At 52.3% G+C, this 25883-nt stretch carries 25 protein-coding genes; 8 read left to right on the forward strand and 17 right to left on the reverse strand.

What is annotated here, in order from left to right:
* Positions 1-7 precede the first annotated feature (7 nt).
* From hypA to yghX, 9 genes are all read right to left on the reverse strand, one after another.
* Positions 8-349 (reverse strand): hydrogenase maturation nickel metallochaperone HypA, encoded by a 342-nt coding sequence (gene hypA / locus ACJHYD_RS09730; RefSeq protein WP_001551651.1) that lies wholly within the window; start codon positions 347-349, stop codon positions 8-10.
* A complete protein-coding gene (gene hybE / locus ACJHYD_RS09735; RefSeq protein ID WP_000134014.1) occupies positions 342-830 on the reverse strand; it encodes a hydrogenase-2 assembly chaperone in 489 nt (162 codons plus the stop codon). The genes hypA and hybE overlap by 8 nt, the downstream gene beginning before the upstream one ends.
* Positions 823-1317, reverse strand: coding sequence for a HyaD/HybD family hydrogenase maturation endopeptidase (locus tag ACJHYD_RS09740; protein ID WP_001221954.1), 495 nt, complete (start codon positions 1315-1317; stop codon positions 823-825). Before ACJHYD_RS09740 ends, hybE begins: the two co-directional genes overlap by 8 nt.
* Positions 1317-3020, reverse strand: a complete 1704-nt coding sequence (hybC, locus tag ACJHYD_RS09745) for a hydrogenase 2 large subunit (RefSeq protein ID WP_000083065.1) — start codon at positions 3018-3020, stop codon at positions 1317-1319. The genes ACJHYD_RS09740 and hybC overlap by 1 nt, the downstream gene beginning before the upstream one ends.
* Positions 3017-4195 (reverse strand): Ni/Fe-hydrogenase cytochrome b subunit, encoded by a 1179-nt coding sequence (gene hybB, locus ACJHYD_RS09750; RefSeq protein WP_000017694.1) that lies wholly within the window; start codon positions 4193-4195, stop codon positions 3017-3019. The genes hybC and hybB overlap by 4 nt, the downstream gene beginning before the upstream one ends.
* Positions 4185-5171, reverse strand: coding sequence for a hydrogenase 2 operon protein HybA (gene hybA, locus ACJHYD_RS09755; protein ID WP_001081870.1), 987 nt, complete (start codon positions 5169-5171; stop codon positions 4185-4187). Before hybA ends, hybB begins: the two co-directional genes overlap by 11 nt.
* A 2-nt stretch (positions 5172-5173) precedes the next feature.
* Complete coding sequence (gene hybO / locus ACJHYD_RS09760) at positions 5174-6292, reverse strand: hydrogenase 2 small subunit (protein ID WP_000145410.1); 1119 nt, start codon at positions 6290-6292, stop codon at positions 5174-5176.
* A 188-nt stretch (positions 6293-6480) separates the two neighbouring features.
* Entirely contained in the window at positions 6481-6768 is a 288-nt protein-coding gene (yghW, locus tag ACJHYD_RS09765) for a DUF2623 family protein YghW (protein WP_001059139.1), read from the reverse strand.
* A 118-nt stretch (positions 6769-6886) separates the two neighbouring features.
* On the reverse strand, positions 6887-7774 hold the full coding sequence (gene yghX / locus ACJHYD_RS09770; protein WP_001551652.1) for a YghX family hydrolase: 888 nt from the start codon (positions 7772-7774) through the stop codon (positions 6887-6889).
* Positions 7775-7930: 156 nt separating this feature from the next.
* On the opposite strand from yghX, the gene gpr reads away from it, so the two are divergent.
* Positions 7931-8971: an L-glyceraldehyde 3-phosphate reductase gene (gene gpr, locus ACJHYD_RS09775; protein ID WP_000262171.1), complete on the forward strand. Its 1041-nt coding sequence runs from the start codon at positions 7931-7933 to the stop codon at positions 8969-8971.
* Between the two features lie 39 nt (positions 8972-9010).
* On the opposite strand, the gene ACJHYD_RS09780 is transcribed toward gpr, so the two are convergent.
* Complete coding sequence (locus tag ACJHYD_RS09780; RefSeq protein ID WP_000439331.1) at positions 9011-9505, reverse strand: TIGR00645 family protein; 495 nt, start codon at positions 9503-9505, stop codon at positions 9011-9013.
* A 190-nt stretch (positions 9506-9695) separates the two neighbouring features.
* Here ACJHYD_RS09780 and yghA point away from each other — a divergent pair, with 190 nt between their 5' ends.
* Positions 9696-10580: an NADP(+)-dependent aldehyde reductase gene (gene yghA / locus ACJHYD_RS09785; RefSeq protein ID WP_109553694.1), complete on the forward strand. Its 885-nt coding sequence runs from the start codon at positions 9696-9698 to the stop codon at positions 10578-10580.
* 38 nt (positions 10581-10618) lie between these two features.
* Here yghA and exbD read toward each other — a convergent pair whose 3' ends face one another.
* Positions 10619-11044 (reverse strand): TonB system transport protein ExbD, encoded by a 426-nt coding sequence (exbD, locus tag ACJHYD_RS09790; RefSeq protein ID WP_001240712.1) that lies wholly within the window; start codon positions 11042-11044, stop codon positions 10619-10621.
* Positions 11045-11050: 6 nt separating this feature from the next.
* Positions 11051-11785: a tol-pal system-associated acyl-CoA thioesterase gene (exbB, locus tag ACJHYD_RS09795; protein WP_000527844.1), complete on the reverse strand. Its 735-nt coding sequence runs from the start codon at positions 11783-11785 to the stop codon at positions 11051-11053.
* A 251-nt stretch (positions 11786-12036) separates the two neighbouring features.
* Here exbB and metC point away from each other — a divergent pair, with 251 nt between their 5' ends.
* Positions 12037-13224 (forward strand): cystathionine beta-lyase, encoded by a 1188-nt coding sequence (gene metC, locus ACJHYD_RS09800; RefSeq protein ID WP_001551653.1) that lies wholly within the window; start codon positions 12037-12039, stop codon positions 13222-13224.
* A 139-nt stretch (positions 13225-13363) separates the two neighbouring features.
* Entirely contained in the window at positions 13364-14023 is a 660-nt protein-coding gene (yghB, locus tag ACJHYD_RS09805) for a DedA family general envelope maintenance protein YghB (RefSeq protein WP_000268426.1), read from the forward strand.
* Positions 14024-14062: 39 nt separating this feature from the next.
* On the opposite strand, the gene yqhC is transcribed toward yghB, so the two are convergent.
* Complete coding sequence (gene yqhC / locus ACJHYD_RS09810) at positions 14063-14962, reverse strand: DNA-binding transcriptional regulator YqhC (RefSeq protein WP_001329635.1); 900 nt, start codon at positions 14960-14962, stop codon at positions 14063-14065.
* Positions 14963-15155: 193 nt separating this feature from the next.
* Between yqhC and yqhD the strand changes: the two genes are divergently transcribed.
* The 4 genes from yqhD (at position 15156) to yqhH (ending at position 18685) form a co-directional block, all read left to right on the forward strand.
* Entirely contained in the window at positions 15156-16319 is a 1164-nt protein-coding gene (yqhD, locus tag ACJHYD_RS09815; protein ID WP_001058802.1) for an alcohol dehydrogenase, read from the forward strand.
* A gap of 104 nt (positions 16320-16423) precedes the next feature.
* Positions 16424-17251: a 2,5-didehydrogluconate reductase DkgA gene (gene dkgA, locus ACJHYD_RS09820; RefSeq protein WP_109553693.1), complete on the forward strand. Its 828-nt coding sequence runs from the start codon at positions 16424-16426 to the stop codon at positions 17249-17251.
* A gap of 199 nt (positions 17252-17450) precedes the next feature.
* Complete coding sequence (locus tag ACJHYD_RS09825; protein WP_001551654.1) at positions 17451-18377, forward strand: YbjP/YqhG family protein; 927 nt, start codon at positions 17451-17453, stop codon at positions 18375-18377.
* Positions 18378-18427: 50 nt separating this feature from the next.
* The gene (yqhH, locus tag ACJHYD_RS09830) at positions 18428-18685 is read left to right on the forward strand and encodes a lipoprotein YqhH (RefSeq protein ID WP_000848523.1); all 258 of its coding nucleotides are present in this window, start codon (positions 18428-18430) and stop codon (positions 18683-18685) included.
* Positions 18686-18726: 41 nt separating this feature from the next.
* Here yqhH and ACJHYD_RS09835 read toward each other — a convergent pair whose 3' ends face one another.
* From ACJHYD_RS09835 to parC, 4 genes are all read right to left on the reverse strand, one after another.
* The gene (locus ACJHYD_RS09835) at positions 18727-20946 is read right to left on the reverse strand and encodes a YgiQ family radical SAM protein (RefSeq protein ID WP_001551655.1); all 2220 of its coding nucleotides are present in this window, start codon (positions 20944-20946) and stop codon (positions 18727-18729) included.
* Between the two features lie 110 nt (positions 20947-21056).
* A complete protein-coding gene (gene ftsP, locus ACJHYD_RS09840) occupies positions 21057-22469 on the reverse strand; it encodes a cell division protein FtsP (RefSeq protein WP_000059395.1) in 1413 nt (470 codons plus the stop codon).
* Positions 22470-22543: 74 nt separating this feature from the next.
* Positions 22544-23281 (reverse strand): 1-acylglycerol-3-phosphate O-acyltransferase, encoded by a 738-nt coding sequence (plsC, locus tag ACJHYD_RS09845; protein ID WP_000965711.1) that lies wholly within the window; start codon positions 23279-23281, stop codon positions 22544-22546.
* A 233-nt stretch (positions 23282-23514) separates the two neighbouring features.
* Positions 23515-25773, reverse strand: a complete 2259-nt coding sequence (gene parC / locus ACJHYD_RS09850) for a DNA topoisomerase IV subunit A (protein WP_001551656.1) — start codon at positions 25771-25773, stop codon at positions 23515-23517.
* Between the last annotated feature and the right edge of the window lie 110 nt (positions 25774-25883).

Below are 25883 nucleotides of genomic sequence, written 5' to 3' on the forward strand. Positions count from 1 at the left end.
ACTCCGGTTATTCAACTTCAATACTTTTGACGATCAGCGAATCGCCGGTATCGACACGCAACCGCTCGCCATGACAGAGCGGACACTGCGCATCGTGCTGATGAATCTCCACCACCTGGCTGCAATCCCAGCACCAGGCCTGGGCGGGTTTATAGACGATATGTAAATCGCACCCTTGCGCCACCGTTCCGTGGCAGACAATTTCAAAACTAAAACGGACGGCGTTCTCCTCAACGCAGGAGAGCGCGCCAATTTCCAGCCACACGGCGGTGACGCGCTTAACATCGTGCTGCTCCGCCTGCCGTTGGATAATTTCAACGGCGCTCTGGCAAAGCGACAACTCATGCATTTTCGCCACTCCTGCGGCCAAACAGCAGGGCGCGACGCCCTGCGTGTGGTACATCCGGATTCGTGACTGGCAGCGAAAGGATCATTCGTGCGCAGTCATCCGTCAGGCGTTGGCCCTCTTCAATCGACATGCTGTGCGAAAGCGGCGACATCAGCGAGCAGGAGAGGTATTGCGAAACACCGTCCAGTTCGCCAACGGTAAAGGTCATGGTGCCATACGGCAGTTGCAGACCAATTTTTTCACTCACTTTGCGCAGCGGCCAGAGTTGATCCGGGCCGGGGAAGATAACTGCACTCAGCATCCACGGGGTGATCACACACCCCGTCCACTGACCTTCGAACAGCGTAAAGTCAGAAACATACACCGGCATTGAAGGATGCAGAAAAGAGAGATCATGCATCGAACGCCGGGCAATTTCTTCAAAAGCTGCCTGTACTTGCGCCTTCGGGGAGGTCTGGAAACCTGCTATCTCTTCAGTCATGAGTCGCCTCCCGTGGGATGGCTTCCACGCCTGATTCGCGCAGCGCAGCCAGAACCTGCTCAAGCGCAGGTTCAATCATTGCTTCAACCGTCGGCGTTAAGCCGATGTGTGGCTCCAGCGATTCCGGGATCACGCCGACCAGGGTCAGCTTTTTCGGAAACTCACCGGTGAAGCGCAGGGCCGACAATACGTCGGCCAGGCCAAGCTGATGCGGAGAGATTTTGTTGGTAAACAACGCCGGAACTTCTTCATCCCGCAGGATCATCATCGTTCCCGGCGCGCTCTTCTTCGACACAATGGCATCCGCAATGATCAGATGATCGCGATTTGCCATGTCGCCAAGCAGCTCCATTCCCGCCGTGCCGCCATCGAGGATCTCAACATAATCCGGCAGAATGTATCGTTGCTCTAACGCTTCGACAATCCGCACACCGATGGCTTCATCGGTCAGCAAAATATTGCCAACCCCTAAGACTAAAATACGCATTACAGAACCTTCACTGAAACCACTTCGTTGCCGTCGGCATCCACTACGTGTACCGCACAGGCCATGCACGGGTCGAAGGAGTGAATGGTACGCACCACTTCCAGCGGTTTATTCGGATCGGCAACCGGTGTACCCACCAGCGACTGCTCGTAAGGACCGACGTCATCATTGAAGTTACGTGGGCCAGAGTTCCAGGTTGATGGAACAACTGCCTGGTAGTTGCTGATGATACCGTCTTTAATAACCATCCAGTGAGAGAGCATACCGCGCGGTGCTTCGAGGAAGCCAACACCTTTGAACTCACCCGTTGCCGGAATGTTCGGCTTCACAAAGGTGGTGTGATCGCCTTTGCCGATATTGGTGATCAGTGCACTGTATTGATTTTGCAGGATATCCTGCAATTCGCAGCAGTGAACGGTACGACCAATAATACGGCCCAGCGTGGAGTGCAGCTGCGCCACTTCCAGCGTGTTGCCAGTCAGTTTCTGATAAATCGCAACGATTTCATTCAGTTTATTCTGGGTAGATTCGCGACCTGCCGCCAGTTTCACCAGCATATTAGCCAGCGGACCCACTTCTACCGTTTTGCCGTAGAAAGTCGGTGATTTCACCCAGGAATATTTCCCGTCGTCAGACCAACCATCATAAGCCGGAATGGTGGTGCCTTCCCACGGTGCCTGCGGCGCTTCGTCTTTATACCAGGAGTGCTTCGCGCTTTCCTGAATGCCTTTGATCAGGTATTCATCGGAATGAGAAGTGATCGGACGATACGAGGACAGATCCGCATTCTCAATGTAGCCGCCCGGGAACAGGAAGCTGCCGTTTTTACTGTCGGTCGGGAATTCCGGCACGCTCAGGTAGTTCACCGCACCTTTACCGCGCGTCAGCCATTCCGGATAGAACGCGGCGATAACCGCGGTATCAACCTTATAAACCTGCTCAACAAAGTCGCTCAGCTTGTCGATGAAGGACTTGATGTACATCAGACGCTCAAGATTCAGCACGCCCAGACCGTCGAGGTTGATCGGGTTAGCGACCCCACCTACTGCCAGGTTCTGAATGTGCGGCGTTTTACCGCCCAGCAGCGCCACGACGCGGTTAGCGTCACGCTGGCACTCCAGCGCCTGCAGGTAGTGCGCTACCGCAATCAGGTTCACTTCCGGCGGCAGTTTCATCGCCGGGTGACCCCAGTAGCCATTGGCGAAAATACCCAACTGACCGCTGGCAACCAGATCTTTGATCTTGTTCTGAACTTTAGTGAACTCTTCCGGACTGTTCAGATGCCAGGTCGAAACGCCTTTCAGCATTTCGGAGGCTTTGGTTGGGTCAGCTTGCAGTGCAGAAGTGATATCCACCCAGTCCAGCGCCGAAAGTTGATAGAAATGAACGATATGGTCATGCGTGGTGTGCGCAGCCAGAATGATGTTACGGATGTATTGCGCGTTAACCGGAACGTCGATATTCAGCGCACTCTCTGCCGCACGAACGGAAGACAGCGCGTGAGTGGTAGTACATACGCCACAGATACGTTGCACAATCATCCATGCATCGCGCGGATCGCGGTTTTTCACGATCTCTTCCATGCCGCGCCACATGGTACCGGAAGCCCATGCTTTCGAAACGACACCATTTTCGATTTCGCAATCGATGCGTAAATGCCCCTCAATACGGGTTACCGGATCAATAGTAATTCTCTGGCTCATGCTTTGCTCGCCTCATGACGATTATGATCGTTTTGTTTTAAAGGAGGAAGTATCGGCAGTAGACGAATGAGTACGATGTAAGCGCAAATCTCAATAGCCACAAAACCAATAGAAATCAACAGTTCTTCCCAGGTCGGGAAGTAGGCGTAACCGCCGCCCGGGTTGAATGCCACCAGCGAATAGGTCAGACGCCAGGTTGCACAACCTAACAGTGCGCTCAGTGCTGACAGGAACAGCATGCGGGAATCATTACGCAGCTTCGCCACACGCAGAACGACCAGCGGGAAGAGCATCAGCAGGACTTCAATCCAGAACATCACGGAGTAGAAGTCACCGGCAAACGCTAACGACAGCTTGTCGCGATAGATAAGCTCGCCAAAGCGCAGCACGATGAAAATCGCCAGCAACACACTGATGGTGTTGGTCAGCTTAACGAACAGACTCTTTTCATCCGGACCGTTGCCACGCAGACCCGCCTGCACCAGCGAACCTTCAAAGATGACAATCGAGAAGCCCATGATGAACGCCGTCAGCAGTGAGAACAGCGGCAACATTTCATAGCTCTGCCACAGCGGATGCACTTTGTAGCCCGCCGAGATCATCAGCGACCCCATTGAAGACTGGTGCATAGTTGGCAGCAGCGCACCGAGCGCGATGATGAAGAACATCACCTTGTTCAGCCGTTTGAGCGACACTTTCCAGCCCAGACGTTCAAACAGTGCCGGAGCAAACTCCAGTGCCATCACGCCGATGTAGATGGTCATACAGACCGCCGTCTCGAACAGTACCGAGTTCACGTTGAAGTGACCCGGAATGTAGAAGTACGGCAGGTTCCAGTAGCGACCGACGTCGATAGTGATCGACAAGCCACCCAGTGAGTAACCGAACAGACTCGCCAACAGCGCCGGACGCACTAGCGGATGGTATTGTCCACGGTTAAAGACGTATACCGCCCACGCCAGCGCCCAGCCGCCACAGGCGAAGCCGGTGCCGATCAGCAGGTCAAACGCGATCCATACGCCCCACGGGAAACCGCCGTTCAGGTCAGAGACAGAGCCCAGACCGAACACCAGACGCTTCACAATCAGGAGCATACAGATGACGATTAACGGTCCAAAAATCATGACCGGTTTACTGATGATTTTGCCGCCCAGCGGTTGTGGATCATGACTCATGATCGTCTCCTCCGTCGTGATGGTCGTTTTTGGTGTTGCGACGAACCAGCACGGTTAAGCCCGCCAGCACGGCCAGTGGTAGCATCATGCCTTTATACAGGGTGTGTTGAATATTTTCGGAACGCGCACCGGTAGAAAGATCGTCCAGCTTCGGCAGGTCGAGATTTTCATAAGGCACACCCGTCAGTACCAGAACCTGAGTACCGCCGCCCTCTTTCTCGCCGTACAGATGCGGATAATATTTCGGCACCGTGTGCAGGTAAGTGTCGCCAGATTTCAGCGTCTGACGCGGATAGTGGTATTCGCTGCCAGGCTTCAGCGCCAGGCGTTTTTTCGCCTCCGCCATCAGCTCTTCACGCGTACCAAAAATCACCGCGCCCGCCGGGCACACTTCTACGCAGCCAGGCAGACCGCCTTTATCAAGACGTTCCACACCTTTCTGGTTGCACAGTTCACACTTATGCAGCGCACCAAATGGGTTGTTGTAGTCGTACTTCGGCACGTTGTATGGGCAGGCGACCATGCAGTAACGGCAGCCAGTGCACACATCTTTGTCGTAATGGACAATGCCGGTTTTCGGATCTTTTTTCAGCGCAGAGACCGGACACACGGAGACACAGTTCGGATCGACGCAGTGCATACACTGTTTCTTAATGTACGCGTAGCCGTTCTCTTCCTGGTCTTTGTTGACACCCGTGCCACTGGTCCACACCTGAATGATGTTATTGGTATACGGCGACAGTTTGTCGTTGTTCGACCAGGTCTGTTCCCCTTGCGGGTTACGTTCAGGGAAGTTGATATCCTGACACTTGGTGACGCAAGCCTGGCAGCCTACGCACAAGGTCGAGTCATACAACATCCCCAGCGATCCCGGAATTGGCGGGCGGTTTTCAGCAGCCGCATGACTGACAGACGGCAACGCGCCCGTCAGCAATGCCCCGCAGGAGGCTGCTTTAATAAAATTACGTCTGTTCACGGTTATTCTCCCCGTGAGTCAGCGTTATCTTTCTTTTGCTGACGCCCCAGTTCACGCACCGCCATCACGCTGACACCGGCAACCAGCCCAACCACGCCGCCGAGCAAACCAATAGCGCCCGCAGAGACGTTGCCGCCTTCTTTAGCGTTGACGTCCGGTTTTTGTGAACGCGGCGTCTGGTTTTCGACGTTGGCAAGCTGATGGATGCCTTTATGGAAGCCGATACCTTCTTCGTTACAGCCATAGCATGGGTGACCAATTGCCACCGGCCACACACCGCCAACGTCGCAGAATTGCAGCGTTGAGCAGTTGCCGTAAGTTTCTGGCCCTTTACAGCCGAGGTGGTACAGGCACCAACCTTCGCGGTGGCCTTCATCGCCGAACTCTTTGGCAAAACGACCAGCATCGAAGTGCGGACGACGTTCACAGTGTTCGTGAATCAGACGACCATAGGCGAAGGTCGGACGGTTTTTATCATCCAGCTTCGGCGGTTTGCCGTAAGTGATGATGTGCGCAACGGTCGCGAGGAAGTTGTGCGGGTTTGGCGGGCAGCCTGGAATGTTAATAACGGTTTTGCCTGGCAGAACTTCTTGCAGGCTGACCGCGCCGGTAGGGTTAACCCCAGCCGCGGCAACACCGCCCCACGCAGAGCAGGAACCGATAGCGATAATGGCTGCTGCGCCTTCCGCCGCTTTGCGGATGTGATCCACAATCGGCTCACCGGCAACCATGCAATAAATACCATTATCTTTTAATGGGATGGAACCATCCACCACTAACACATACTGCCCTTTGTACTTCTCGAGAGCGTTATGTTTGTTCTCTTCGACCTGATGACCGAAGGCGGCGGAAAGCACTTCGTGATACTCCAGAGAGATAGTCTCCAGCACGAGGTTTTCTACCGTTGGATGCGTTGCACGAAGCAGAGATTCCGTACAACCGGTACACTCCTGCGCGCCAATCCAGATAACTGGCGGACGCTGCGGGTTAGTAACCGATTCGGCCATCTCTGCAGCGGCTTTGCTACTTAACCCCATGGTGGCGGCTAATGCTGCACAAAGCTTCATGAAATCACGACGGTTAATGCCGTGAGAATGGATGAGGGTGTTATCTCCAGTCATTTATAGTTATTCCGTTGCGAAGACCTGGCATATATTTTGCCTCAATCGCAAAATCAATAATGCGATCGATGCGCCATTTACCACACATTTATTATGGTTATCGATATCATGATACTGCGGCGGGGCGCTAAAACGAAGGGAAGAAGCATTAGTGTAATTAATTAAAGCAAGATAATACGTATGTTTGATCAATTTTCGAGGCGATAACCGGCCATAAAAAAGCGCAACGTAGAACAGGAATTATTCTCACGAAAGAAATCCATTACCATCTCTTTATCCAGTCCATAGCGGCGCGTCAGAATACCCGCTTCCCAGGCGCTAAGCTGGCGATCTCCGGTCTTTTCGTACATCCGGTGTGAGTAGCCTAATACAAAACCGCGTTTATAATCGGCACAGTATTTTGTCACATTAACCGCACTGTCGGCATGCGTTGCTTTTAATCCCGCCATTAAGCCTTTACCAAAATGGTTATTCATCGTTCACCTCATTCGCTATATATTGCCATATATAGCGATATTTTAGGCAAAGAACGACTTTTGCGCACGCTATTTTTTCATGCTTGTTTAAGACGTAATCCCGTAAGAGATAAACCTATCAGGAGAGATATTTATCGAACCATTTCAGCGTCCTTTGCCAGGCAAGATCGGCGGCAGATTTGTCATAACGGGGCGTGGAATCATTATGGAATCCGTGATTAACCCCCGGATAGATATACGCCTCATAGACCTTATTATTGGCTTTCAACGCCGCCTCGTAAGCAGGCCAGCCCTCGTTGATTCGGGTGTCCAGTTCCGCGTAGTGGAGTAGTAAAGGCGCTTCAATCTTCGCCACATCGGCGGTGGGTGCCTGTCGACCATAAAACGGCACCGCGCAGGCCAGTTCCGGATACGCGACAGCCGCCGCGTTCGATACGCCACCGCCATAGCAAAATCCGGTAATACCCACTTTGCCTGTCGCTTGCGGATAGCGTTGCATAAACTCAATTGCGGCAAAGAAATCATTCATCAGTTTGGTTGGATCAACCTGCTGTTGCAGCTCACGACCTTTATCATCATTTCCCGGATAACCTCCAACGGAACTTAAGCCGTCAGGTGCCAGGGCGATATACCCCGCCTTCGCCACTCGCCGTGCCACATCTTCGATATACGGATTCAGTCCACGATTCTCATGCACCACCACCACGGCTGGCGTTTTGCCGCTCATCTTTGCGGGCTTCACCAGATAACCCCGTACCTCGCCGTGACCATTTGGTGAAGGATACGTGATGTACTCAGCAACAATTTCCGGGTCGGTAAACTCTACCTGAGTCGCCAGCGCATAATTTGGCTTGAGCAAATCAAACAACGCTAATGCCGTCATCCCGCCTACCGCATACTTCGCCGCAAGGTTGAGGAACTCACGTTTCGAGATTTTCCCGTGAGCGTAATAGTCATAGTAATCCAGCAACTCTTGTAGGAAATCTTTGGCGGTTAAACGCGGCATCATTGCACTCCTCAGTTGGTGTTTTTTTAAGCAAAGCATAAGCACGTGTTTTTGCCCAGTTTTTCGTCACTCTGTGAGCCAGACTACGGGATACGCGCTGATGAATCGCTAAACTAGAAACATTGTTTCGAAATTGAATGGTGGAAAGGAGAGGTCATGGTCTGGTTAGCGAATCCCGAGCGTTACGGGCAGATGCAGTACCGTTATTGCGGAAAAAGCGGTTTACGCCTGCCCGCGTTATCGCTCGGTTTATGGCACAATTTCGGTCACGTTAACGCGCTGGAATCACAGCGTGCGATCCTGCGTAAAGCGTTTGATTTAGGCATTACGCACTTTGATTTAGCCAACAATTACGGGCCGCCTCCAGGAAGCGCAGAAGAGAACTTTGGTCGCCTGCTGCGGGAGGATTTTGCCGCTTATCGCGATGAACTGATTATCTCTACCAAGGCTGGATACGATATGTGGCCCGGCCCTTACGGCTCTGGCGGTTCACGTAAATATCTGCTCGCCAGCCTCGACCAAAGCCTGAAGCGTATGGGGCTTGAGTATGTCGATATCTTTTACTCTCATCGCGTCGATGAAAATACGCCGATGGAAGAAACCGCCTCTGCGCTGGCTCATGCGGTACAAAGCGGTAAGGCGCTGTATGTCGGGATCTCCTCTTACTCGCCAGAGCGGACGCAAAAAATGGTCGAGTTACTGCGCGAGTGGAAAATTCCGCTGTTAATTCATCAACCTTCGTACAATTTACTGAACCGCTGGGTGGATAAAAGCGGCCTGCTGGATACCCTGCAAAATAACGGCGTGGGCTGCATTGCCTTTACTCCTCTGGCTCAGGGATTGCTGACCGGAAAATATCTCAACGGCATTCCGCAAGATTCACGGATGCATCGTGAAGGGAATAAAGTTCGTGGTCTGACGCCGAAAATGCTCACCGAAGCCAACCTCAACAGCCTGCGGTTATTGAATGAAATGGCACAGCAGCGTGGACAATCAATGGCGCAAATGGCGTTAAGCTGGTTGCTGAAAGATGATCGCGTGACGTCGGTATTGATTGGTGCCAGCCGCGCGGAGCAACTTGAGGAGAACGTGCAGGCGCTGAATAATCTGACATTTAGCACCGAGGAGCTGGCGCAGATTGATCAGCATATCGCCGATGGCGAGCTGAATCTGTGGCAGGCGTCTTCCGATAAATGACCTGTTAATAACGGGCGCGAGAACCGCGCCCGAATCAGATCAGTGATTATGACGAGTCAGTCGGTCAAGATAGCCCATCACAAATGCAGAGAGCACAAACGTCAGATGGATAATGACGTACCACATCAGTTTGTTATCAGGGACATTTTTCGCATCCATAAAGACGCGCAGTAAGTGAATGGAAGAAATTGCCACAATCGACGCTGCTACTTTGTTTTTCAGCGACGTTGCGTCCATTTTCCCCAGCCAGTTCAGCTTCTCTTTGTTCTCGGAGATATCCAGTTGTGAGACGAAATTCTCATAACCGGAAAACATCACCATCACCAGCAAACCGCCAACCAGCGTCATATCCACCAGCGACAGCAACACGAGGATCAAATCTGATTCCGCCATCGAGAAGATATTCGGCAGTACGTGAATAATCTCCTGGAAGAACTTCAGCGCCAGGGCAACTAACGCCAGCGAAAGGCCAAAGTACACGGGGGCAAGCAGCCAGCGAGAAGCATACATTGCATTTTCAAGAAAACGTTCCATACATTCCTGTCGTGTAGTTAAAACGGGCAACAGTATATCGCAATTGAGTAAACAGCGCGCAACAGCAAATCAACATATCCGTTAAACCTTTGTCGCATAAATCCGAGGTTTAGGGATCTTCCTGGTTCCCTTATCAACGCATCGAGAGCGTCTACCCTTAAAGGACGTTGAACCTGAAGGGAGAAAAACGATGTCTCATTTAAAAGACCCGACCACGCAGTATTACACTGGTGAATATCCCAAACAGAAACAACCGACGCCAGGCATCCAGGTGAAAATGACACCGGTGCCGGATTGCGGCGAGAAAACCTATGTTGGTAGCGGTCGCCTGAAAGATCGTAAAGCACTGGTGACAGGGGGCGATTCCGGAATCGGTCGCGCTGCCGCCATTGCTTACGCGCGTGAAGGGGCTGACGTGGCGATCAGTTATCTTCCCGTAGAAGAACAAGACGCTCAGGATGTGAAAAAGATCATTGAAGAATGCGGACGCAAAGCCGTCCTGCTGCCAGGCGATTTAAGCGATGAGAAATTCGCCCGTTCGCTGGTTCACGAAGCGCATAAGGCGTTAGGCGGGCTGGATATTATGGCGCTGGTCGCCGGGAAACAGGTTGCCATTCCTGATATTGCAGACCTCACCAGCGAACAGTTTCAAAAGACCTTTGCCATTAACGTTTTCGCGCTGTTCTGGCTAACCCAGGAAGCGATCCCCCTGCTACCGAAAGGTGCCAGTATCATCACCACTTCGTCAATCCAGGCATACCAGCCAAGCCCGCATTTACTGGACTATGCGGCTACGAAGGCGGCGATTCTGAACTACAGCCGTGGCCTGGCAACACAGGTCGCAGAGAAAGGTATTCGGGTGAATATTGTTGCGCCAGGCCCGATCTGGACAGCACTGCAAATTTCCGGCGGGCAAACGCAGGATAAGCTCCCGCAGTTTGGTCAGCAAACGCCGATGAAACGTGCGGGGCAACCGGCGGAACTGGCCCCTGTATATGTTTATCTGGCAAGTCAGGAGTCGAGCTACGTCACCGCAGAAGTGCACGGCGTGTGCGGCGGCGAGCATTTAGGTTAAAAAAATGCCCGGTTGTGAAAAGCAACCGGGCATCATTTTTATTTCGCTTTGGCGGTTTCTTCGCCGACCAGACCTATCTTCAGATAACCCGCCTGATGCAGCGTATCCATTACCTTCATCAACGTCTCGTAATCGACGGTTTTGTCCGCTCGGAAGAAGATGGTGGTGTCTTTCTTGCCTTCGGTTAACGCATTCAACGCCGTAATCATTGTTTCATCGGTGACCGGATCGTTACCGATAAACATCGAGTTGTCTGCCTTCACCGACAGATAAACCGGTTTTTCCGGGCGCGGCTGCGGCGTGCTGGTAGAAGCAGGCAAGTTCACCTTCACATCTACCGTCGCTAACGGTGCCGCCACCATAAAGATAATCAGCAGAACCAACATCACGTCGATAAACGGCGTCACGTTGATATCATGCATTTCGCCGTTATCGTCGAGGTTTTCGTTAAGATGCATTGCCATCGGACATTATCCTGCGCGTAATTTTTGTGCGACACGAACCGGATGCGCAGCGGCGCTGGCTTCCAGATCCAGGTCACGGCTTTGCAGCAACAATACCTGCGCTGCGACATCACCCAGCATCGCTTTAAAGCCGCCAATCTGACGTGCAAATACGTTATAGATAACGACCGCCGGAATCGCTGCCACGAGGCCGATTGCCGTTGCTAACAGAGCTTCTGCAATACCCGGCGCAACGACTGCCAGGTTAGTGGTCTGCGTTTGCGCGATACCAATAAAGCTGTTCATGATGCCCCAGACCGTACCAAACAGACCAACGAACGGCGAAATCGCGCCGATGGTTGCCAGATAGCCGTTACCGCGGCCCATTTGACGACCTACTGCGGCGACCCGACGCTCCAGACGGAAGCTGGTACGTTCTTTAATACCTTCGTTATCGTCGCTGCCTTCTGACAGTTCCAGCTCATTCTGCGCTTCATTGAGCAAATGCAGGCTTAAGCTTTTGCTACCAAAATCAGCGGCAATATCGTTGGCCTGGTTTAAGGAACGCGCTTCAGCCAGCAGTTGCTGCTCGCGCTTAAGGCGACGCTTCTGATTGAAGAACTCTACGCTCTTACTGAAGAAGATTGCCCAGGTGACTACGGAGGCCAAAATAAGCCCAATCATCACGCACTTAACGACAATATCGGCGTGCTGATACATACCCCAGACGGAAAGGTCCGTCTGCATTAAATTATTACCCACTGTGTATCTCCAGGACGCAAGTCACAAAATCTGCGCATAATAATATCAAAACGACGTCGAATTGATAGTCGTTCTCATTACTATTTGCATACTGCCGTACCTTTGCTTTCTTTTCCTTGCGTTTACGCAGTAAAAAAGTCACCAGCACGCCATTTGCGAAAATTTTCTGCTTTATGCCAATTCTTCAGGATGCGCCCGCGAATATTCATGCTAGTTTAGACATCCAGACGTATAAAAACAGGAATCCCGAGATGGCGGACAAAAAGCTTGATACTCAACTGGTGAATGCAGGACGCAGCAAAAAATACACTCTCGGCGCGGTAAATAGCGTGATTCAGCGCGCTTCTTCGCTGGTCTTTGACAGTGTGGAAGCCAAAAAACACGCAACGCGCAATCGCGCCAATGGCGAGTTGTTCTATGGACGGCGCGGAACGTTAACCCATTTCTCCTTACAAGAAGCGATGTGCGAACTGGAAGGTGGCGCAGGCTGCGTGCTATTTCCCTGCGGGGCGGCGGCGGTTGCTAATTCCATTCTTGCTTTTGTCGAACAGGGCGATCATGTGTTGATGACCAACACCGCCTATGAACCGAGTCAGGATTTCTGTAGCAAAATCCTCAGCAAACTGGGCGTAACGACATCGTGGTTTGATCCGCTGATTGGCGCAGATATCGTTAAACATCTGCAGCCAAACACTAAAATCGTATTTCTGGAATCGCCGGGTTCCATCACCATGGAAGTCCACGACGTTCCGGCGATTGTTGCCGCAGTGCGCAGTGTGGTGCCGGATGCCATCATTATGGTCGATAACACCTGGGCGGCCGGTGTGCTGTTTAAGGCGCTGGATTTTGGCATTGATGTTTCCATTCAGGCCGCTACCAAATATCTGGTGGGGCATTCAGATGCGATGATTGGTACTGCCGTATGCAATGCCCGTTGCTGGGAGCAGCTGCGGGAGAATGCCTATCTGATGGGCCAGATGGTCGATGCCGATACCGCCTATATAACCAGCCGTGGCCTGCGCACTTTGGGTGTTCGCCTGCGTCAACATCATGAAAGCAGTCTGAAAGTGGCTGAATGGCTGGCAGAACATCCGCAAGTAGCGCGAGTTAACCACCCTGCTCTGCCTGGCAGTAAAGGCCACGAATTCTGGAAACGAGACTTTACAGGTAGCAGCGGGCTATTTTCCTTTGTGCTTAAGAAAAAGCTCAATGATGAAGAGCTGGCGAACTATCTGGATAACTTCAGTTTATTCAGCATGGCCTACTCGTGGGGCGGTTATGAGTCGTTGATCCTGGCAAATCAACCAGAACATATCGCCGCCATTCGCCCGCAAGGCGAGATCGATTTTAGCGGGACCTTGATTCGCCTGCATATTGGTCTGGAAGATGTCAACGATCTGATTGCCGATCTGGATGCCGGTTTTGCGCGAATTGTATAACATTGCCACTTTTGGACAATTTTGCAGACATTTTATTGTGAAAAGTCTTAAATTGTTGCGTCCGGGATCAAGGCGTCCCGGACGAATCAGGAGTACAATAGGCAGATAAAGGCTTAAACGCTGTTCCACAGGAAAGTCCATGGCTGTTATTCAAGATATCATCGCTGCGCTCTGGCAACACGACTTTGCCGCGCTGGCGGATCCTCATATTGTTAGCGTTGTTTACTTTGTCATGTTTGCCACGCTGTTTTTAGAAAACGGCCTGCTGCCCGCCTCATTTTTGCCAGGCGACAGCTTGTTGATATTGGCTGGCGCATTGATTGCCCAGGGGGTTATGGATTTTCTGCCTACGATTGCGATTCTGACCGCCGCAGCAAGTCTGGGCTGCTGGTTAAGTTATATTCAGGGGCGCTGGTTAGGGAATACCAAAACGGTGAAAGGCTGGCTGGCACAGCTTCCTGCTAAATATCACCAGCGCGCCACCTGCATGTTTGACCGCCACGGTCTGCTGGCGCTGCTGGCTGGACGTTTTCTTGCATTTGTCCGTACGCTGCTGCCAACCATGGCAGGAATTTCCGGTTTGCCAAACCGCCGTTTCCAGTTTTTCAACTGGTTAAGCGGATTGCTGTGGGTCAGCGTGGTAACCAGTTTCGGCTATGCCTTAAGTATGATTCCGTTCGTTAAACGCCATGAAGATCAGGTAATGACGATCCTGATGATCCTGCCAATTGCCTTGTTAACCGCTGGCTTGTTAGGCACGCTGTTTGTGGTGATTAAAAAAAAATACTGTAACGCCTGACGATTTTCCCCGTTCCCGGTTGCTGTACCGGGAACGTATTTAATTCCCCTGCATCGCCCGCATTCTTGCCGCATCTTCCCCCGGCGTCACACCGAAGTAACGTTTAAACTCACGGCTAAATTGCGATGCGCTTTCATAGCCGACGCGCATCGCCGCCGCGCTGGCTTTCATGCCGTCGTGGATGATCATCATCCGCGCCTTATGCAGACGGTAATTCTTCAAATACTGCAACGGCGAGGTGCTAGTGACAGACTTAAAATTATGGTGGAACGCCGATACGCTCATGTTGGCTTCTGCCGCCAGTTGCTCGACGCTCAGGTTTTCGGTGTATTTATTCTCAATCCGTTTCAGCACGCGGCTAATCAGGCTGAAGTGAGTCTGGCGACTGACCAGCGCCAGTAACGCACCGCCGCAAGGTCCGGTCAGCACGTAGTACAGAATTTCGCGGATGATCTGTTTGCCGAGAATACGCGCATCCAGCGGTCGCTCCATCACGTCGAGTAACCGCTCCGCCGCGCATAAAATCTCTTCTGATAACGTGGCAGAGTTAATCCCGCTGGCTGCCATCGACGGCTGGAAATGCTCATCTTCGCCAATGTCCATCAACAGTTCCTGTAACTGCAAAATATCGACATTGAGACGCAACCCTGCCAGCGGCACCTCTGACGTGGCATAGGTTTCGCACTCAAACGGCAACGGCACCGTCAGCAGCAGGTATTCATTGGCATCATAACGAAACACGCGTTCATTGATATAACCGATTTTATGCCCGGAAAAGAGAATTATGATGCCAGGCTCGTACATTACCGGTGTACGTGCGAAAGGCGTCTCGCCATACAACAAACGCACATCGGGCAACAGCTCTGACAAACCATTTTCTTTATTTTTCAGTTTATTAACTTTATCCGCCAGCAAGCGGCAAATCTCTTCACGTTTCATATCGCGTAATTTCTTAGGAATAATGCGGCAATTTGATTGTGCGCAATTTTGTAGCATTTCTCCAGCACTCTGGAGAAATAGGCAAGACATTGGCAGAAATGAGCATTGAGAGGTACAGCGCTGGCGACCACAATGAAAAACATCAGGCAGATCGTTCTCTGCCCTCATATTGACCCAGCAAAGGGAGCAAGTAATGAACAACTTTAATCTGCACACCCCAACCCGCATTCTGTTTGGTAAAGGCGCAATCGCTGGTTTACGCGAACAAATTCCTCACGATGCTCGCGTATTGATTACCTACGGCGGCGGCAGCGTGAAAAAAACCGGCGTTCTCGATCAAGTTCTGGATGCCCTGAAAGGCATGGACGTGCTGGAATTTGGCGGTATTGAGCCAAACCCGGCTTATGAAACGCTGATGAACGCCGTGAAACTGGTTCGCGAACAAAAAGTGACTTTCCTGCTGGCGGTTGGCGGCGGTTCTGTACTGGACGGCACCAAATTTATCGCCGCAGCGGCTAACTATCCGGAAAATATCGATCCGTGGCACATTCTACAAACGGGCGGTAAAGAGATTAAAAGCGCCATCCCGATGGGCTGTGTGCTGACGCTGCCAGCAACCGGTTCAGAATCCAACGCAGGCGCGGTGATCTCCCGTAAAACCACAGGCGACAAGCAGGCATTCCATTCTGCCCATGTTCAACCCGTATTTGCCGTGCTCGATCCGGTTTATACCTACACCCTGCCGCCGCGTCAGGTGGCTAACGGTGTAGTGGACGCTTTTGTACACACCGTGGAACAGTATGTTACTAAACCGGTTGATGCCAAAATTCAGGACCGTTTCGCAGAAGGCATTTTGTTGACGCTGATCGAAGATGGTCCGAAAGCCCTGAAAGAGCCAGAAAACTACGATGTGCGCGCCAACGTTATGTGGGCGGCGACTCAGGCGCTGAACGGTTTGATCGGCGCTGGCGTACCGCAGGACTGGGCAACGCATATGCTAGGCCACGAACTGACTGCGATGCACGGTCTGGATCACGCGCAAACACTGGCTATCGTCCTGCCTGCACTGTGGAATGAAAAACGCGATACTAAGCGCGCTAAGCTGCTGCAATATGCTGAACGCGTCTGGAACATCACAGAAGGTTCCGACGATGAGCGTATTGACGCCGCGATTGCCGCAACCCGCAATTTCTTTGAGCAATTAGGCGTGCCTACCCACCTCTCCGACTACGGTCTGGACGGCAGCTCCATCCCGGCTTTGCTGAAAAAACTGGAAGAGCACGGCATGACCCAACTGGGCGAAAATCATGACATTACGCTGGATGTCAGCCGCCGTATATACGAAGCCGCCCGCTAAGCTTTTTACGCCTCAAACTTTCGTTTTCGGGCATTTCGTCCAGACTTAAGTTCACAACACCTCACCGGAGCCTGCTCCGGTGAGTTCATATAAAGGAGGAACGTATGGCTAATCCAACCGTTATTAAGCTACAGGATGGCAATGTCATGCCCCAGTTGGGACTGGGCGTCTGGCAAGCAAGTAATGAGGAAGTAATCACCGCCATTCAAAAAGCGTTAGAAGTGGGTTATCGCTCGATTGATACCGCCGCGGCCTATAAGAACGAAGAAGGTGTCGGCAAAGCCCTGAAAAATGCCTCAGTCAACAGAGAAGAACTGTTCATCACCACTAAGCTGTGGAACGACGACCACAAGCGCCCCCGCGAAGCCCTGCTCGACAGCCTGAAAAAACTCCAGCTTGATTATATCGACCTCTACTTAATGCACTGGCCCGTTCCCGCTATCGACCATTATGTCGAAGCATGGAAAGGCATGATCGAATTGCAAAAAGAGGGATTAATCAAAAGCATCGGCGCGTGCAACTTCCAGATCCATCACCTGCAACGCCTGATTGATGAAACTGGCGTGACGCCTGTTATTAATCAGATCGAACTTCACCCGCTGATGCAACAACGCCAGCTACATGCCTGGAACGCGACACACAAAATCCAGACCGAATCCTGGAGCCCATTAGCGCAAGGAGGGAAAGGCGTTTTCGATCAGAAAGTCATTCGCGATCTGGCAGATAAATACGGCAAAACCCCGGCGCAGATTGTTATCCGCTGGCATCTGGATAGCGGCCTGGTGGTGATCCCGAAATCGGTCACACCTTCACGTATTGCCGAAAACTTTGATGTCTGGGATTTCCGTCTCGACAAAGACGAACTCGGCGAAATTGCAAAACTCGATCAGGGCAAGCGTCTCGGTCCCGATCCTGACCAGTTTGGCGGCTAACGAGCAAATTCTCCCGGTGGCGGTAATGTTCCGCTACCGGACTTTTCAGAAATCATTTATTCCCCTCGCGTCCTGCCCATTGTTACTCTTCCTTGTTCAGGAATGCCAAATATAAGGACATCATCATGCAGAGCCGGAAGCTCTTAAAGGAACAACTCATCTACACCCGGGATAAACGCAACGGAGAGGTGAAAAACAGATGAAAATAATACTTCTGTTTTTAGCAGCCCTGGCAAGTTTTACCGTACACGCGCAGCCTCCTTCACAGACCGTAGAACAAACAGTCCGGCAGATTTATCAGAACTATAAATCAGATGCCAGTACGCCTTATTTCGGTGAAACCGGAGAGCGGGCGATAACTTCAGCGCGTATTCAACAGGCGCTTACCCTGAACGACAATCTTACACTACCGGGCAATATTGGCTGGCTGGATTATGATCCGGTTTGTGATTGTCAGGATTTTGGCGATCTGGTGTTAGAAAGCGTAGCGATAACCCAACCTGACGCCGATCATGCCGATGCCGTTGTGCGCTTTCGTATCTTTAAAGACGATAAAGAAAAGACCATGCAGACACTGAAAATGGTGGCGGAAAATGGTCGTTGGGTCATTGACGATATTGTCAGCAATCATGGCAGCGTCTTACAAGCAGTTAATAGCGAGAATGAAAAAACGCTGGCCGCTATAGCTTCGTTGCAAAAAGAACAGCCGGAAGCCTTTGTTGCCGAACTCTTTGAACATATTGCTGATTATAGCTGGCCGTGGACGTGGGTGGTTTCCGACTCTTACCGCCAGGCGGTCAATGCCTTCTATAAAACCACCTTCATGACTGCCAACAATCCCGATGAAGATATGCAAATAGAACGGCAATTTATTTACGACAATCCGATCTGTTTTGGCGAAGAGTCGTTATTTTCCCGCGTTGATGAAATTCGAGTCCTGGAGAAAACCACCGATTCCGCCCGCATTCATGTTCGTTTTACGCTGACCAATGGCAACAACGAAGAGCAAGAACTGATTTTACAGCGGCGCGAAGGTAAGTGGGAAATCGCTGATTTTATCCGCCCGAACAGCGGCAGCCTACTTAAGCAGATTGAGGCAAAAACCGCCGCCAGATTAAAACAATGAGCTGAATTAAATAACAATTAGCCGGAACAATAAATAAAAGGGAACACTATATGAAAACGATTTTCACCGTGGGAGCTGTTGTTCTGGCAACCTGCTTGCTCAGTGGCTGCGTCAATGAGCAAAAGGTCAATCAGCTGGCGAGCAATGTGCAAACATTAAATGCCAAAATCGCCCGGCTTGAGCAGGATATGAAAGCATTACGCCCACAAATCTATGCTGCCAAATCCGACGCTAACAGAGCCAATACGCGTCTTGATGCACAGGACTATTTTGATTGCCTGCGCTGCTTGCGTATGTACGCAGAATGATAAAAAAATTCCCGGCAGCATTCTGTTACCGGGGATATTTTTTAACGTCCAACCGCCGCTTTAGGGCGTTTCTTCGCACCAGCATTCACCGGACGAGATTGCGTAGACGACGCTTTTTTTGCCGTAGCAGGCGTCTGACGCTGGGTCGCCATCGGCGTATGTTTAGTCAACGCCGGACGGGTATTGCGGTTCTGGCGACGAGCCTCACGCATCTCTTCAATGGTTGGCGCAGGCACTAAGCAATCGCGACGGCTGCCAATCAGATGCTTTTTGCCCATCGCTTCCAGCGCCTGACGGATTAACGGCCAGTTTGCCGGATCGTGGTAACGCAACAACGCTTTATGCAAACGACGCTGCTTGTCGCCCTTCGGTACGAAGACGTCTTCGCTCTTATAACCAATCTTCGCCAGCGGGTTTTTGCCGGTGTAATACATGGTGGTTGAGTTCGCCAGCGGCGACGGATAGAAGTTCTGCACCTGGTCGAGGCGGAAGCGGTGCTTTTTCAGCCACAGCGCCAGATTCACCATATCTTCATCACGCGTACCGGGGTGCGCGGAGATGAAATACGGGATCAGATACTGCTCTTTACCTGCCTGTTTCGAGTAGGTATCGAACAACTCTTTAAAGCGGTCATAGCTGCCCATGCCCGGCTTCATCATCTTCGACAACGGCCCTTCTTCGGTATGTTCCGGGGCAATCTTCAGATAACCGCCGACGTGATGGGTCGCCAGCTCTTTGATATAGCGCGGATCTTCCACGGCGATGTCATAACGTACGCCGGAAGCGATCAGGATCTTTTTAATGCCTTTCAGATCACGCGCACGGCGATAGAGGTTGATCGTCGGTTCGTGGTTAGTGTCCATATGCGGACAAATATCCGGGTAAACACACGACAAGCGGCGGCAGGTCTGTTCAGCGCGTGGCGATTTGCAGCGCAACATATACATGTTGGCAGTTGGCCCACCGAGATCGGAAATTACGCCCGTAAAACCTGGAACGGTGTCGCGGATCGCTTCGATCTCATTGATGATCGACTCTTCCGAACGGCTCTGAATAATGCGCCCTTCATGCTCGGTAATAGAACAGAAAGAACAGCCACCAAAGCAGCCACGCATAATGTTGACCGAGAAACGGATCATTTCGTAAGCCGGAATACGAGCATTGCCATAGGCCGGATGCGGCACGCGCTTGTACGGCAGCGCAAAAACGCTGTCCATCTCTTCGGTAGAGAGCGGAATAGCAGGCGGGTTGATCCACACATAGCGGTCGCCATGTTTTTGCATCAATGCGCGGGCGCAGCCTGGGTTAGTTTCGTGGTGCAGAATACGCGAAGCATGGGCGTACAGCACTTTATCGCCCTTCACTTTCTCGAAAGAAGGCAGCAATACGTAGGTTTTTTCCCACGGTTTCGGGCGCGGCGGCTGCACGGTTACGGCTTTCGCTTCCTGCTTTTTCGGCGCAACAGGTTTGTTATCCGCGCACGGCAGATCTTCGCCATACGGATGCGGGATCGGGTCGATTTTCCCTGGGGTATCGAGACGGGTGGAATCCACGCCGCTCCAGCCTGGCAACGCCTCTTTTACGATAATCGCAGTATTACGCACATCGCGGATTTCACTAATCGGCTCGCCCATCGCCAGACGGTGCGCCACCTCCACCAACGGACGCTCACCGTTACCGAACATCAGCATGTCGGCTTTGGAATCCACCAGCACGGAACGGCGCACGGTATCCGACCAGTAATCATAGTGCGCGGTACGGCGCAGACTAGCCTCAATACCGCCGAGGATCACCGGCACATCTTTCCACGCCTCTTTACAACGCTGGGTATAAACCAGTGTGGCGCGATCCGGTCGCTTACCCGCGACGTTATCCGGCGTGTAGGCATCGTCATGACGTAAACGGCGATCGGCGGTATAGCGGTTGATCATCGAGTCCATGTTGCCAGCAGTAACACCGAAAAATAGATTCGGTTTACCCAGACGCATAAAGTCGTCTTTGCTGCTCCAGTCCGGCTGGGCGATGATCCCGACGCGAAAGCCCTGCGCTTCCAGCATACGACCGCAAATCGCCATCCCGAAGCTTGGGTGATCGACATACGCGTCGCCAGTAACCAAAATGATGTCGCAGCTATCCCAGCCAAGTTGATCCATCTCTTCACGAGACATCGGCAAAAACGGTGCCGGTCCAAAACAGGCGGCCCAGTACTGCGGCCAGGAGAACAGGTCGCGATCCGGTTGGATCAGGGAGATAGAGCTCATTTTGCTTCCAGAAATGATAAAAAAATAATCAAAGGCCGGGGATTATAAGCCGGAACGAAAGAGAAATCGAAAGGTATTCCATACTCGCCCTCCTCGGGCGAGTATGAAGATTACGGTACCGGGTTGACTAACAGTTGCCCAATCGAGCCACGGTCCGCCATTTCCAGCGTCTGACTGTTGAAGTAGAACGGGAAGTGCGCCCAGGAAGGCTGACCGAAATAAACAAGCAGCTCCACTTGTCCGTCAACCCAAACGGTATCTTTCCAGCCTCTGTCTTCCGGGAACGGCATCGCGCCATTCACGTTACGGATCTGGAACATCACGCCTTCAATATGGAACGCTTGCGGCTCGTCCGCGCGTACCGTCCAGCGTTCCCACGTTCCTTGCTGCGCGGTGACATCAATACGGTTGACGTCCCACAGCTGCCCATTAATACCCGGGTCATCACCCAGACTGATATCGCGACTGCGAATCGGCGAACCGGCCATGATTTCAGTTGGCAGCAAGCGCATCGGAAGACTGTCTGTGACCAGCGGCAGAAGGCCGGTTGGGCGCAGCGTTAGCACCAGGGTAGAAACCAGAATGCTGGATGGCTCAAAGAAGCCACGAATACGATCAACAATGCTCGCCGCTTCGCCACAGGTGATCGACACTTCATCACCGTTGCTCATATCCACCAGAATCTCACGACGCTCGCCCGGTGCCAGCGAAAGTTGCTTCACCGATACAGGAGCGGGCAGGAATCCCTGATCGCCAGAAATCACATGTAACGGGCGACCATCGCTCATCTGTAGTTGATAGCGACGAGAGTTCGACGCGTTCAACAGACGCAAGCGCACCCAGCCACGCGAGACTTCAACGTACGGGCTTTGTACACCGTTAACCAGCAGCGTATCACCAACAAAGCCGCCGCTTCCCGGTTCGTTGTATTCTGGCGTACCAAAGTTGTCCAGCCGTTTATCCTGGATAATGACCGGAAAATCATCCACACCATAATGGTTGGGGATAGGCAGCGACTTGCTGACTTCATCTTCCACCAGCCACATTCCGGCAAGGCCGTTATAGACCTGCTGAGCCGTGCGGTTGGGAGTATTGGCGTGATACCACAGAGTAGCTGCGTTCTGGCGAATAGGCAGTACGGGTGCCCAGTCAGCGTTTGGCGACATCATCCGTGCCGGACCGCCCATCAGCGGGCCAGGTACCTGTAGCCCGGCCACCGTCATTGAGACATTTTCTGTCAGGCGGTTGCTGTAAATAAGCTTAACATCGTCGCCCTTCCAGACGCGGATAGTCGGCCCCAGGTAACGACCATTGATTCCCCAAACCGACGCGCGTGTCCCTGGCGTAAATGACCAGTGCGCACGTTGTACAGTCATAAACAGCGGTTGCCCACGGCGAGATTCAAGCAGCGGCGGAACGGGTAGCGGTTGCTGTTGCCCGGCTGCGCTGGCCTTCAGGGGAACAGCGCCTGCACAAAGTGCAATCCCCGATGCCTGAATGAACTGACGCCGACTGAGTGACATATTTGCTCCATGTAAAACTGGCTAAAGTAATACCGTGCAGGAAAGTGTTCCCCGCAAAAATACAGATTGCCGACTTAAACTTTTCCGGCGGCTTCGCGCTCTGCGACTTCTTTATCGAGATCAGCGATTTTTTGTTCCATTATCGAACGACAATGGGCAGCCAACTCGCGAACCTGATCTTTGCCATACTGACTGACGTCAATTGGCGGCAGCATTTCGACAATCACCAGACCGTTGTGTAGCCGATTAAGATTAATCTTATTCGAAGTTGTAGAGACGCACACGGGAATAATCGGGACGCCCGCCGCAATTGCCGCGTGAAATGCCCCGGTCTTGAACGGTAGCAGGCCGCGACCACGGCTGCGGGTTCCTTCCGGGAACATCCAGATGGAAATACGGCGTTTTTTGAAGTGATTCACGACTTCCGCAATAGTGCCGTGAGCTTTAGTGCGATTGTTTCTGTCGATCAATAGGTTGCCGGTTAACCAGTACAACTGCCCGAAGAAGGGGATCCACAGCAAGCTCTTTTTACCTACCGTCACCGTCGGCGGTTGCACAATGTTCGATGCTGTCACCATGTCATAGTTGTTCTGGTGGTTAGCGATATAGATAGCATTGCCGTAGCTTTCAGCATCTGCAGGTTTGCGGCACTCAACTTTCAGGCCGAACAGCGGCGCAAGACGACCAAACATATGCCCAAAGGTGGCCACATGTTTCGGGTTACGCGGGCTGAAAAGGCAGTAAATGGAGCCGAATACACAGACTAAGATGCTGTAAATCACGGTAATAATAAGACGAAAGATATATAGCATAACACCCTCTGAAGGTCTGAGAGACTGGCATTGTACGTCACCTGAAATCAGGTTAGGGCATTGTTAAAAGCCGCTCTCTGGAAAAGCGTATTGTTAATCGCAACGCATGAATAAACAACGGTTTCAAGGGAATTTTTATCGTTTCCGGGGGTTGAATACGCTGCCGGATGACGACTTAACGTTTCATCCGGCGTTCCTTGCAAGCGGGAGGAAACAGCGCCCTCCCCGGCATATTACTCTTCGCTATCACCGCTGCTGGCACGGCGAGGAGAGTCGATCTCAACACGATCGATACGCTGCAAACCGCGCATCAACGTACCGCGGCGTCCACGTTCGCCAGTGACTTTCTGTAGCTCTTCCGGACGCAGTTTAATTTTGCGTTTCCCAACATGAATGGTCAGCGTGCTTAGCGGCGGCAGAACGTACAGTTGCGCCAGACCATCTTCTCCACGCGCGGCTTCTGCCGATGGAATGTTGATAATCTTGTTGCCTTTGCCCTTCGACAGCTGCGGCAGATCGCTTACCGGGAACATCAACATACGGCCTGCCTGAGTGATTGCCAGCAGCATATCAGAAGCATCTTCAATCACCACCGGCGGCATAACATGGGCATTTTCCGGTAAGGTGATCAAAGCTTTACCTGCACGGTTACGCGCCACCAGATCGTTAAAAGTGCAGACGAAACCGTAACCCGCATCGGAAGCCATCAGCAGTTTCTGATCGTCGCTTTCCATCAGCATATGGTCAACGGTCGCTCCAGGCGGCAACGTTAATTTGCCGGTGAGCGGCTCGCCCTGACCACGCGCCGACGGCAGCGTAATCGGGTCGATGGCATAGCTACGACCGGTGGAATCAACAAACACTACCGGTTGGTTGCTCTTACCTTTCACCGCCGCTTTGAAGCTATCGCCCGCTTTATAATTCAGGCCCGGCGCGTCGATATCATGGCCTTTAGCGCTGCGTACCCAGCCCATCTGCGACAGCACAATGGTGACAGGTTCAGACGGCAGCATGTCGTGCTCGCTCATCGCTTTCGCTTCTTCGCGTTCCTGCAACGGCGAACGACGTTCGTCACCGTAGGCTTGCGCGTCTGCCTGCAGTTCTTTCTTCAGCAGGTTATTCATTTTACGCTCGGAAGCCAAAATGCCCTGCAACTGGTCGCGCTCTTTTTCCAGCTCACTCTGCTCACCGCGAATCTTCATCTCTTCCAGTTTGGCAAGATGACGCAGTTTCAGTTCGAGGATCGCTTCCGCCTGGGTTTCCGTAAGGCCAAACCGCGACATCAGCGCCGGTTTCGGTTCATCTTCATTACGAATGATCTCAATCACTTCGTCGATATTGAGAAACGCCACCAGCAAACCTTCGAGGATATGCAGGCGCTTGAGGACTTTCTCCAGACGATAGTTCAGTCGGCGGCGCACGGTATCGCGGCGGAACACCAGCCATTCGGAGAGAATTTCCAGCAGGTTTTTCACCGCCGGACGACCATCCAGACCGATCATATTGAGGTTAATACGATAGCTCTTTTCCAGATCGGTGGTTGCGAAGAGGTGGTTCATCACCTGATCCATATCCACGCGGTTGGAACGCGGCACAATCACCAGACGAGTCGGGTTCTCGTGGTCAGATTCATCGCGCAGATCGTCAACCATCGGCAGCTTTTTGTTGCGCATTTGCGCAGCAATTTGCTCCAGTACGCGCGCACCTGAAACCTGATGCGGCAATGCGCTGATAACCACCGCGCCATCTTCTTTCTTCCACACCGCGCGCATACGCACTGAACCACGTCCGTTCTCGTAGATTTTACGGATCTCGGCGCGCGAAGTGATAATTTCCGCTTCAGTCGGATAATCCGGCCCCTGCACGATATCCAGCAGCTGGTCGAGCGTGGTTTTCGGCTGGTCGATTAATGCGATTGCCGCCTGAGCCACTTCACGCAGGTTATGCGGTGGAATATCGGTCGCCATGCCGACGGCAATACCGGTGGTGCCGTTAAGCAAAATGTTTGGCAGACGGGCAGGTAGCATTTTCGGCTCCTGCAAAGTGCCGTCGAAGTTTGGTACCCAGTCAGCCGTCCCCTGCCCCAGCTCGCTCAATAGCAGCTCGGAATATTTCGACAACCGGGATTCGGTGTAACGCATTGCCGCGAACGATTTCGGATCGTCCGGCGCGCCCCAGTTCCCCTGACCATCAACCAGCGGATAACGGTAAGAGAACGGCTGCGCCATCAGGACCATCGCTTCATAACAGGCGCTATCGCCGTGCGGATGGTATTTACCCAGTACGTCACCGACGGTACGGGCCGATTTTTTAAATTTGGCGCTGGCATTCAGGCCCAGCTCAGACATCGCATACACAATGCGGCGCTGAACAGGTTTCAGACCATCACCAATAAACGGCAACGCGCGGTCCATGATCACGTACATGGAGTAGTTTAAATAGGCGTTTTCCGTAAATTCATGTAGCGCAAGGCGCTCTGCCATATCGCTCATTAATTCTGATTCCTCAACTTATTCGCCAGCCTTCAAAGGGGCAATATTGCCGGAGATACTACATTATCTGCCGCGTCGAGTCACAGGAGATCAGCGTGAATAGCGCCGCC

It is taken from the genome of Escherichia sp. WS1368 (assembly GCF_046487485.1).
Taxonomy (GTDB): domain Bacteria; phylum Pseudomonadota; class Gammaproteobacteria; order Enterobacterales; family Enterobacteriaceae; genus Escherichia; species Escherichia coli.

Excerpts from the sequence above, each read along its gene's own strand:
- hypA (WP_001551651.1), bottom strand. The coding sequence starts at position 349 with ATGCATGAGTTGTCGCTTTGCCAGAGCGCCGTTGAAATTATCCAACGG.
- hybE (WP_000134014.1), bottom strand. The coding sequence starts at position 830 with ATGACTGAAGAGATAGCAGGTTTCCAGACCTCCCCGAAGGCGCAAGTA.
- ACJHYD_RS09740 (WP_001221954.1), bottom strand. The coding sequence starts at position 1,317 with ATGCGTATTTTAGTCTTAGGGGTTGGCAATATTTTGCTGACCGATGAA.
- hybC (WP_000083065.1), bottom strand. The coding sequence starts at position 3,020 with ATGAGCCAGAGAATTACTATTGATCCGGTAACCCGTATTGAGGGGCAT.
- hybB (WP_000017694.1), bottom strand. The coding sequence starts at position 4,195 with ATGAGTCATGATCCACAACCGCTGGGCGGCAAAATCATCAGTAAACCG.
- hybO (WP_000145410.1), bottom strand. The coding sequence starts at position 6,292 with ATGACTGGAGATAACACCCTCATCCATTCTCACGGCATTAACCGTCGT.
- yghW (WP_001059139.1), bottom strand. The coding sequence starts at position 6,768 with ATGAATAACCATTTTGGTAAAGGCTTAATGGCGGGATTAAAAGCAACG.
- yghX (WP_001551652.1), bottom strand. The coding sequence starts at position 7,774 with ATGCCGCGTTTAACCGCCAAAGATTTCCTACAAGAGTTGCTGGATTAC.
- gpr (WP_000262171.1), top strand. The coding sequence starts at position 7,931 with ATGGTCTGGTTAGCGAATCCCGAGCGTTACGGGCAGATGCAGTACCGT.
- ACJHYD_RS09780 (WP_000439331.1), bottom strand. The coding sequence starts at position 9,505 with ATGGAACGTTTTCTTGAAAATGCAATGTATGCTTCTCGCTGGCTGCTT.
- yghA (WP_109553694.1), top strand. The coding sequence starts at position 9,696 with ATGTCTCATTTAAAAGACCCGACCACGCAGTATTACACTGGTGAATAT.
- exbD (WP_001240712.1), bottom strand. The coding sequence starts at position 11,044 with ATGGCAATGCATCTTAACGAAAACCTCGACGATAACGGCGAAATGCAT.
- metC (WP_001551653.1), top strand. The coding sequence starts at position 12,037 with ATGGCGGACAAAAAGCTTGATACTCAACTGGTGAATGCAGGACGCAGC.
- yghB (WP_000268426.1), top strand. The coding sequence starts at position 13,364 with ATGGCTGTTATTCAAGATATCATCGCTGCGCTCTGGCAACACGACTTT.
- yqhC (WP_001329635.1), bottom strand. The coding sequence starts at position 14,962 with ATGAAACGTGAAGAGATTTGCCGCTTGCTGGCGGATAAAGTTAATAAA.
- yqhD (WP_001058802.1), top strand. The coding sequence starts at position 15,156 with ATGAACAACTTTAATCTGCACACCCCAACCCGCATTCTGTTTGGTAAA.
- dkgA (WP_109553693.1), top strand. The coding sequence starts at position 16,424 with ATGGCTAATCCAACCGTTATTAAGCTACAGGATGGCAATGTCATGCCC.
- ACJHYD_RS09825 (WP_001551654.1), top strand. The coding sequence starts at position 17,451 with ATGAAAATAATACTTCTGTTTTTAGCAGCCCTGGCAAGTTTTACCGTA.
- yqhH (WP_000848523.1), top strand. The coding sequence starts at position 18,428 with ATGAAAACGATTTTCACCGTGGGAGCTGTTGTTCTGGCAACCTGCTTG.
- ACJHYD_RS09835 (WP_001551655.1), bottom strand. The coding sequence starts at position 20,946 with ATGAGCTCTATCTCCCTGATCCAACCGGATCGCGACCTGTTCTCCTGG.
- ftsP (WP_000059395.1), bottom strand. The coding sequence starts at position 22,469 with ATGTCACTCAGTCGGCGTCAGTTCATTCAGGCATCGGGGATTGCACTT.
- plsC (WP_000965711.1), bottom strand. The coding sequence starts at position 23,281 with ATGCTATATATCTTTCGTCTTATTATTACCGTGATTTACAGCATCTTA.
- parC (WP_001551656.1), bottom strand. The coding sequence starts at position 25,773 with ATGAGCGATATGGCAGAGCGCCTTGCGCTACATGAATTTACGGAAAAC.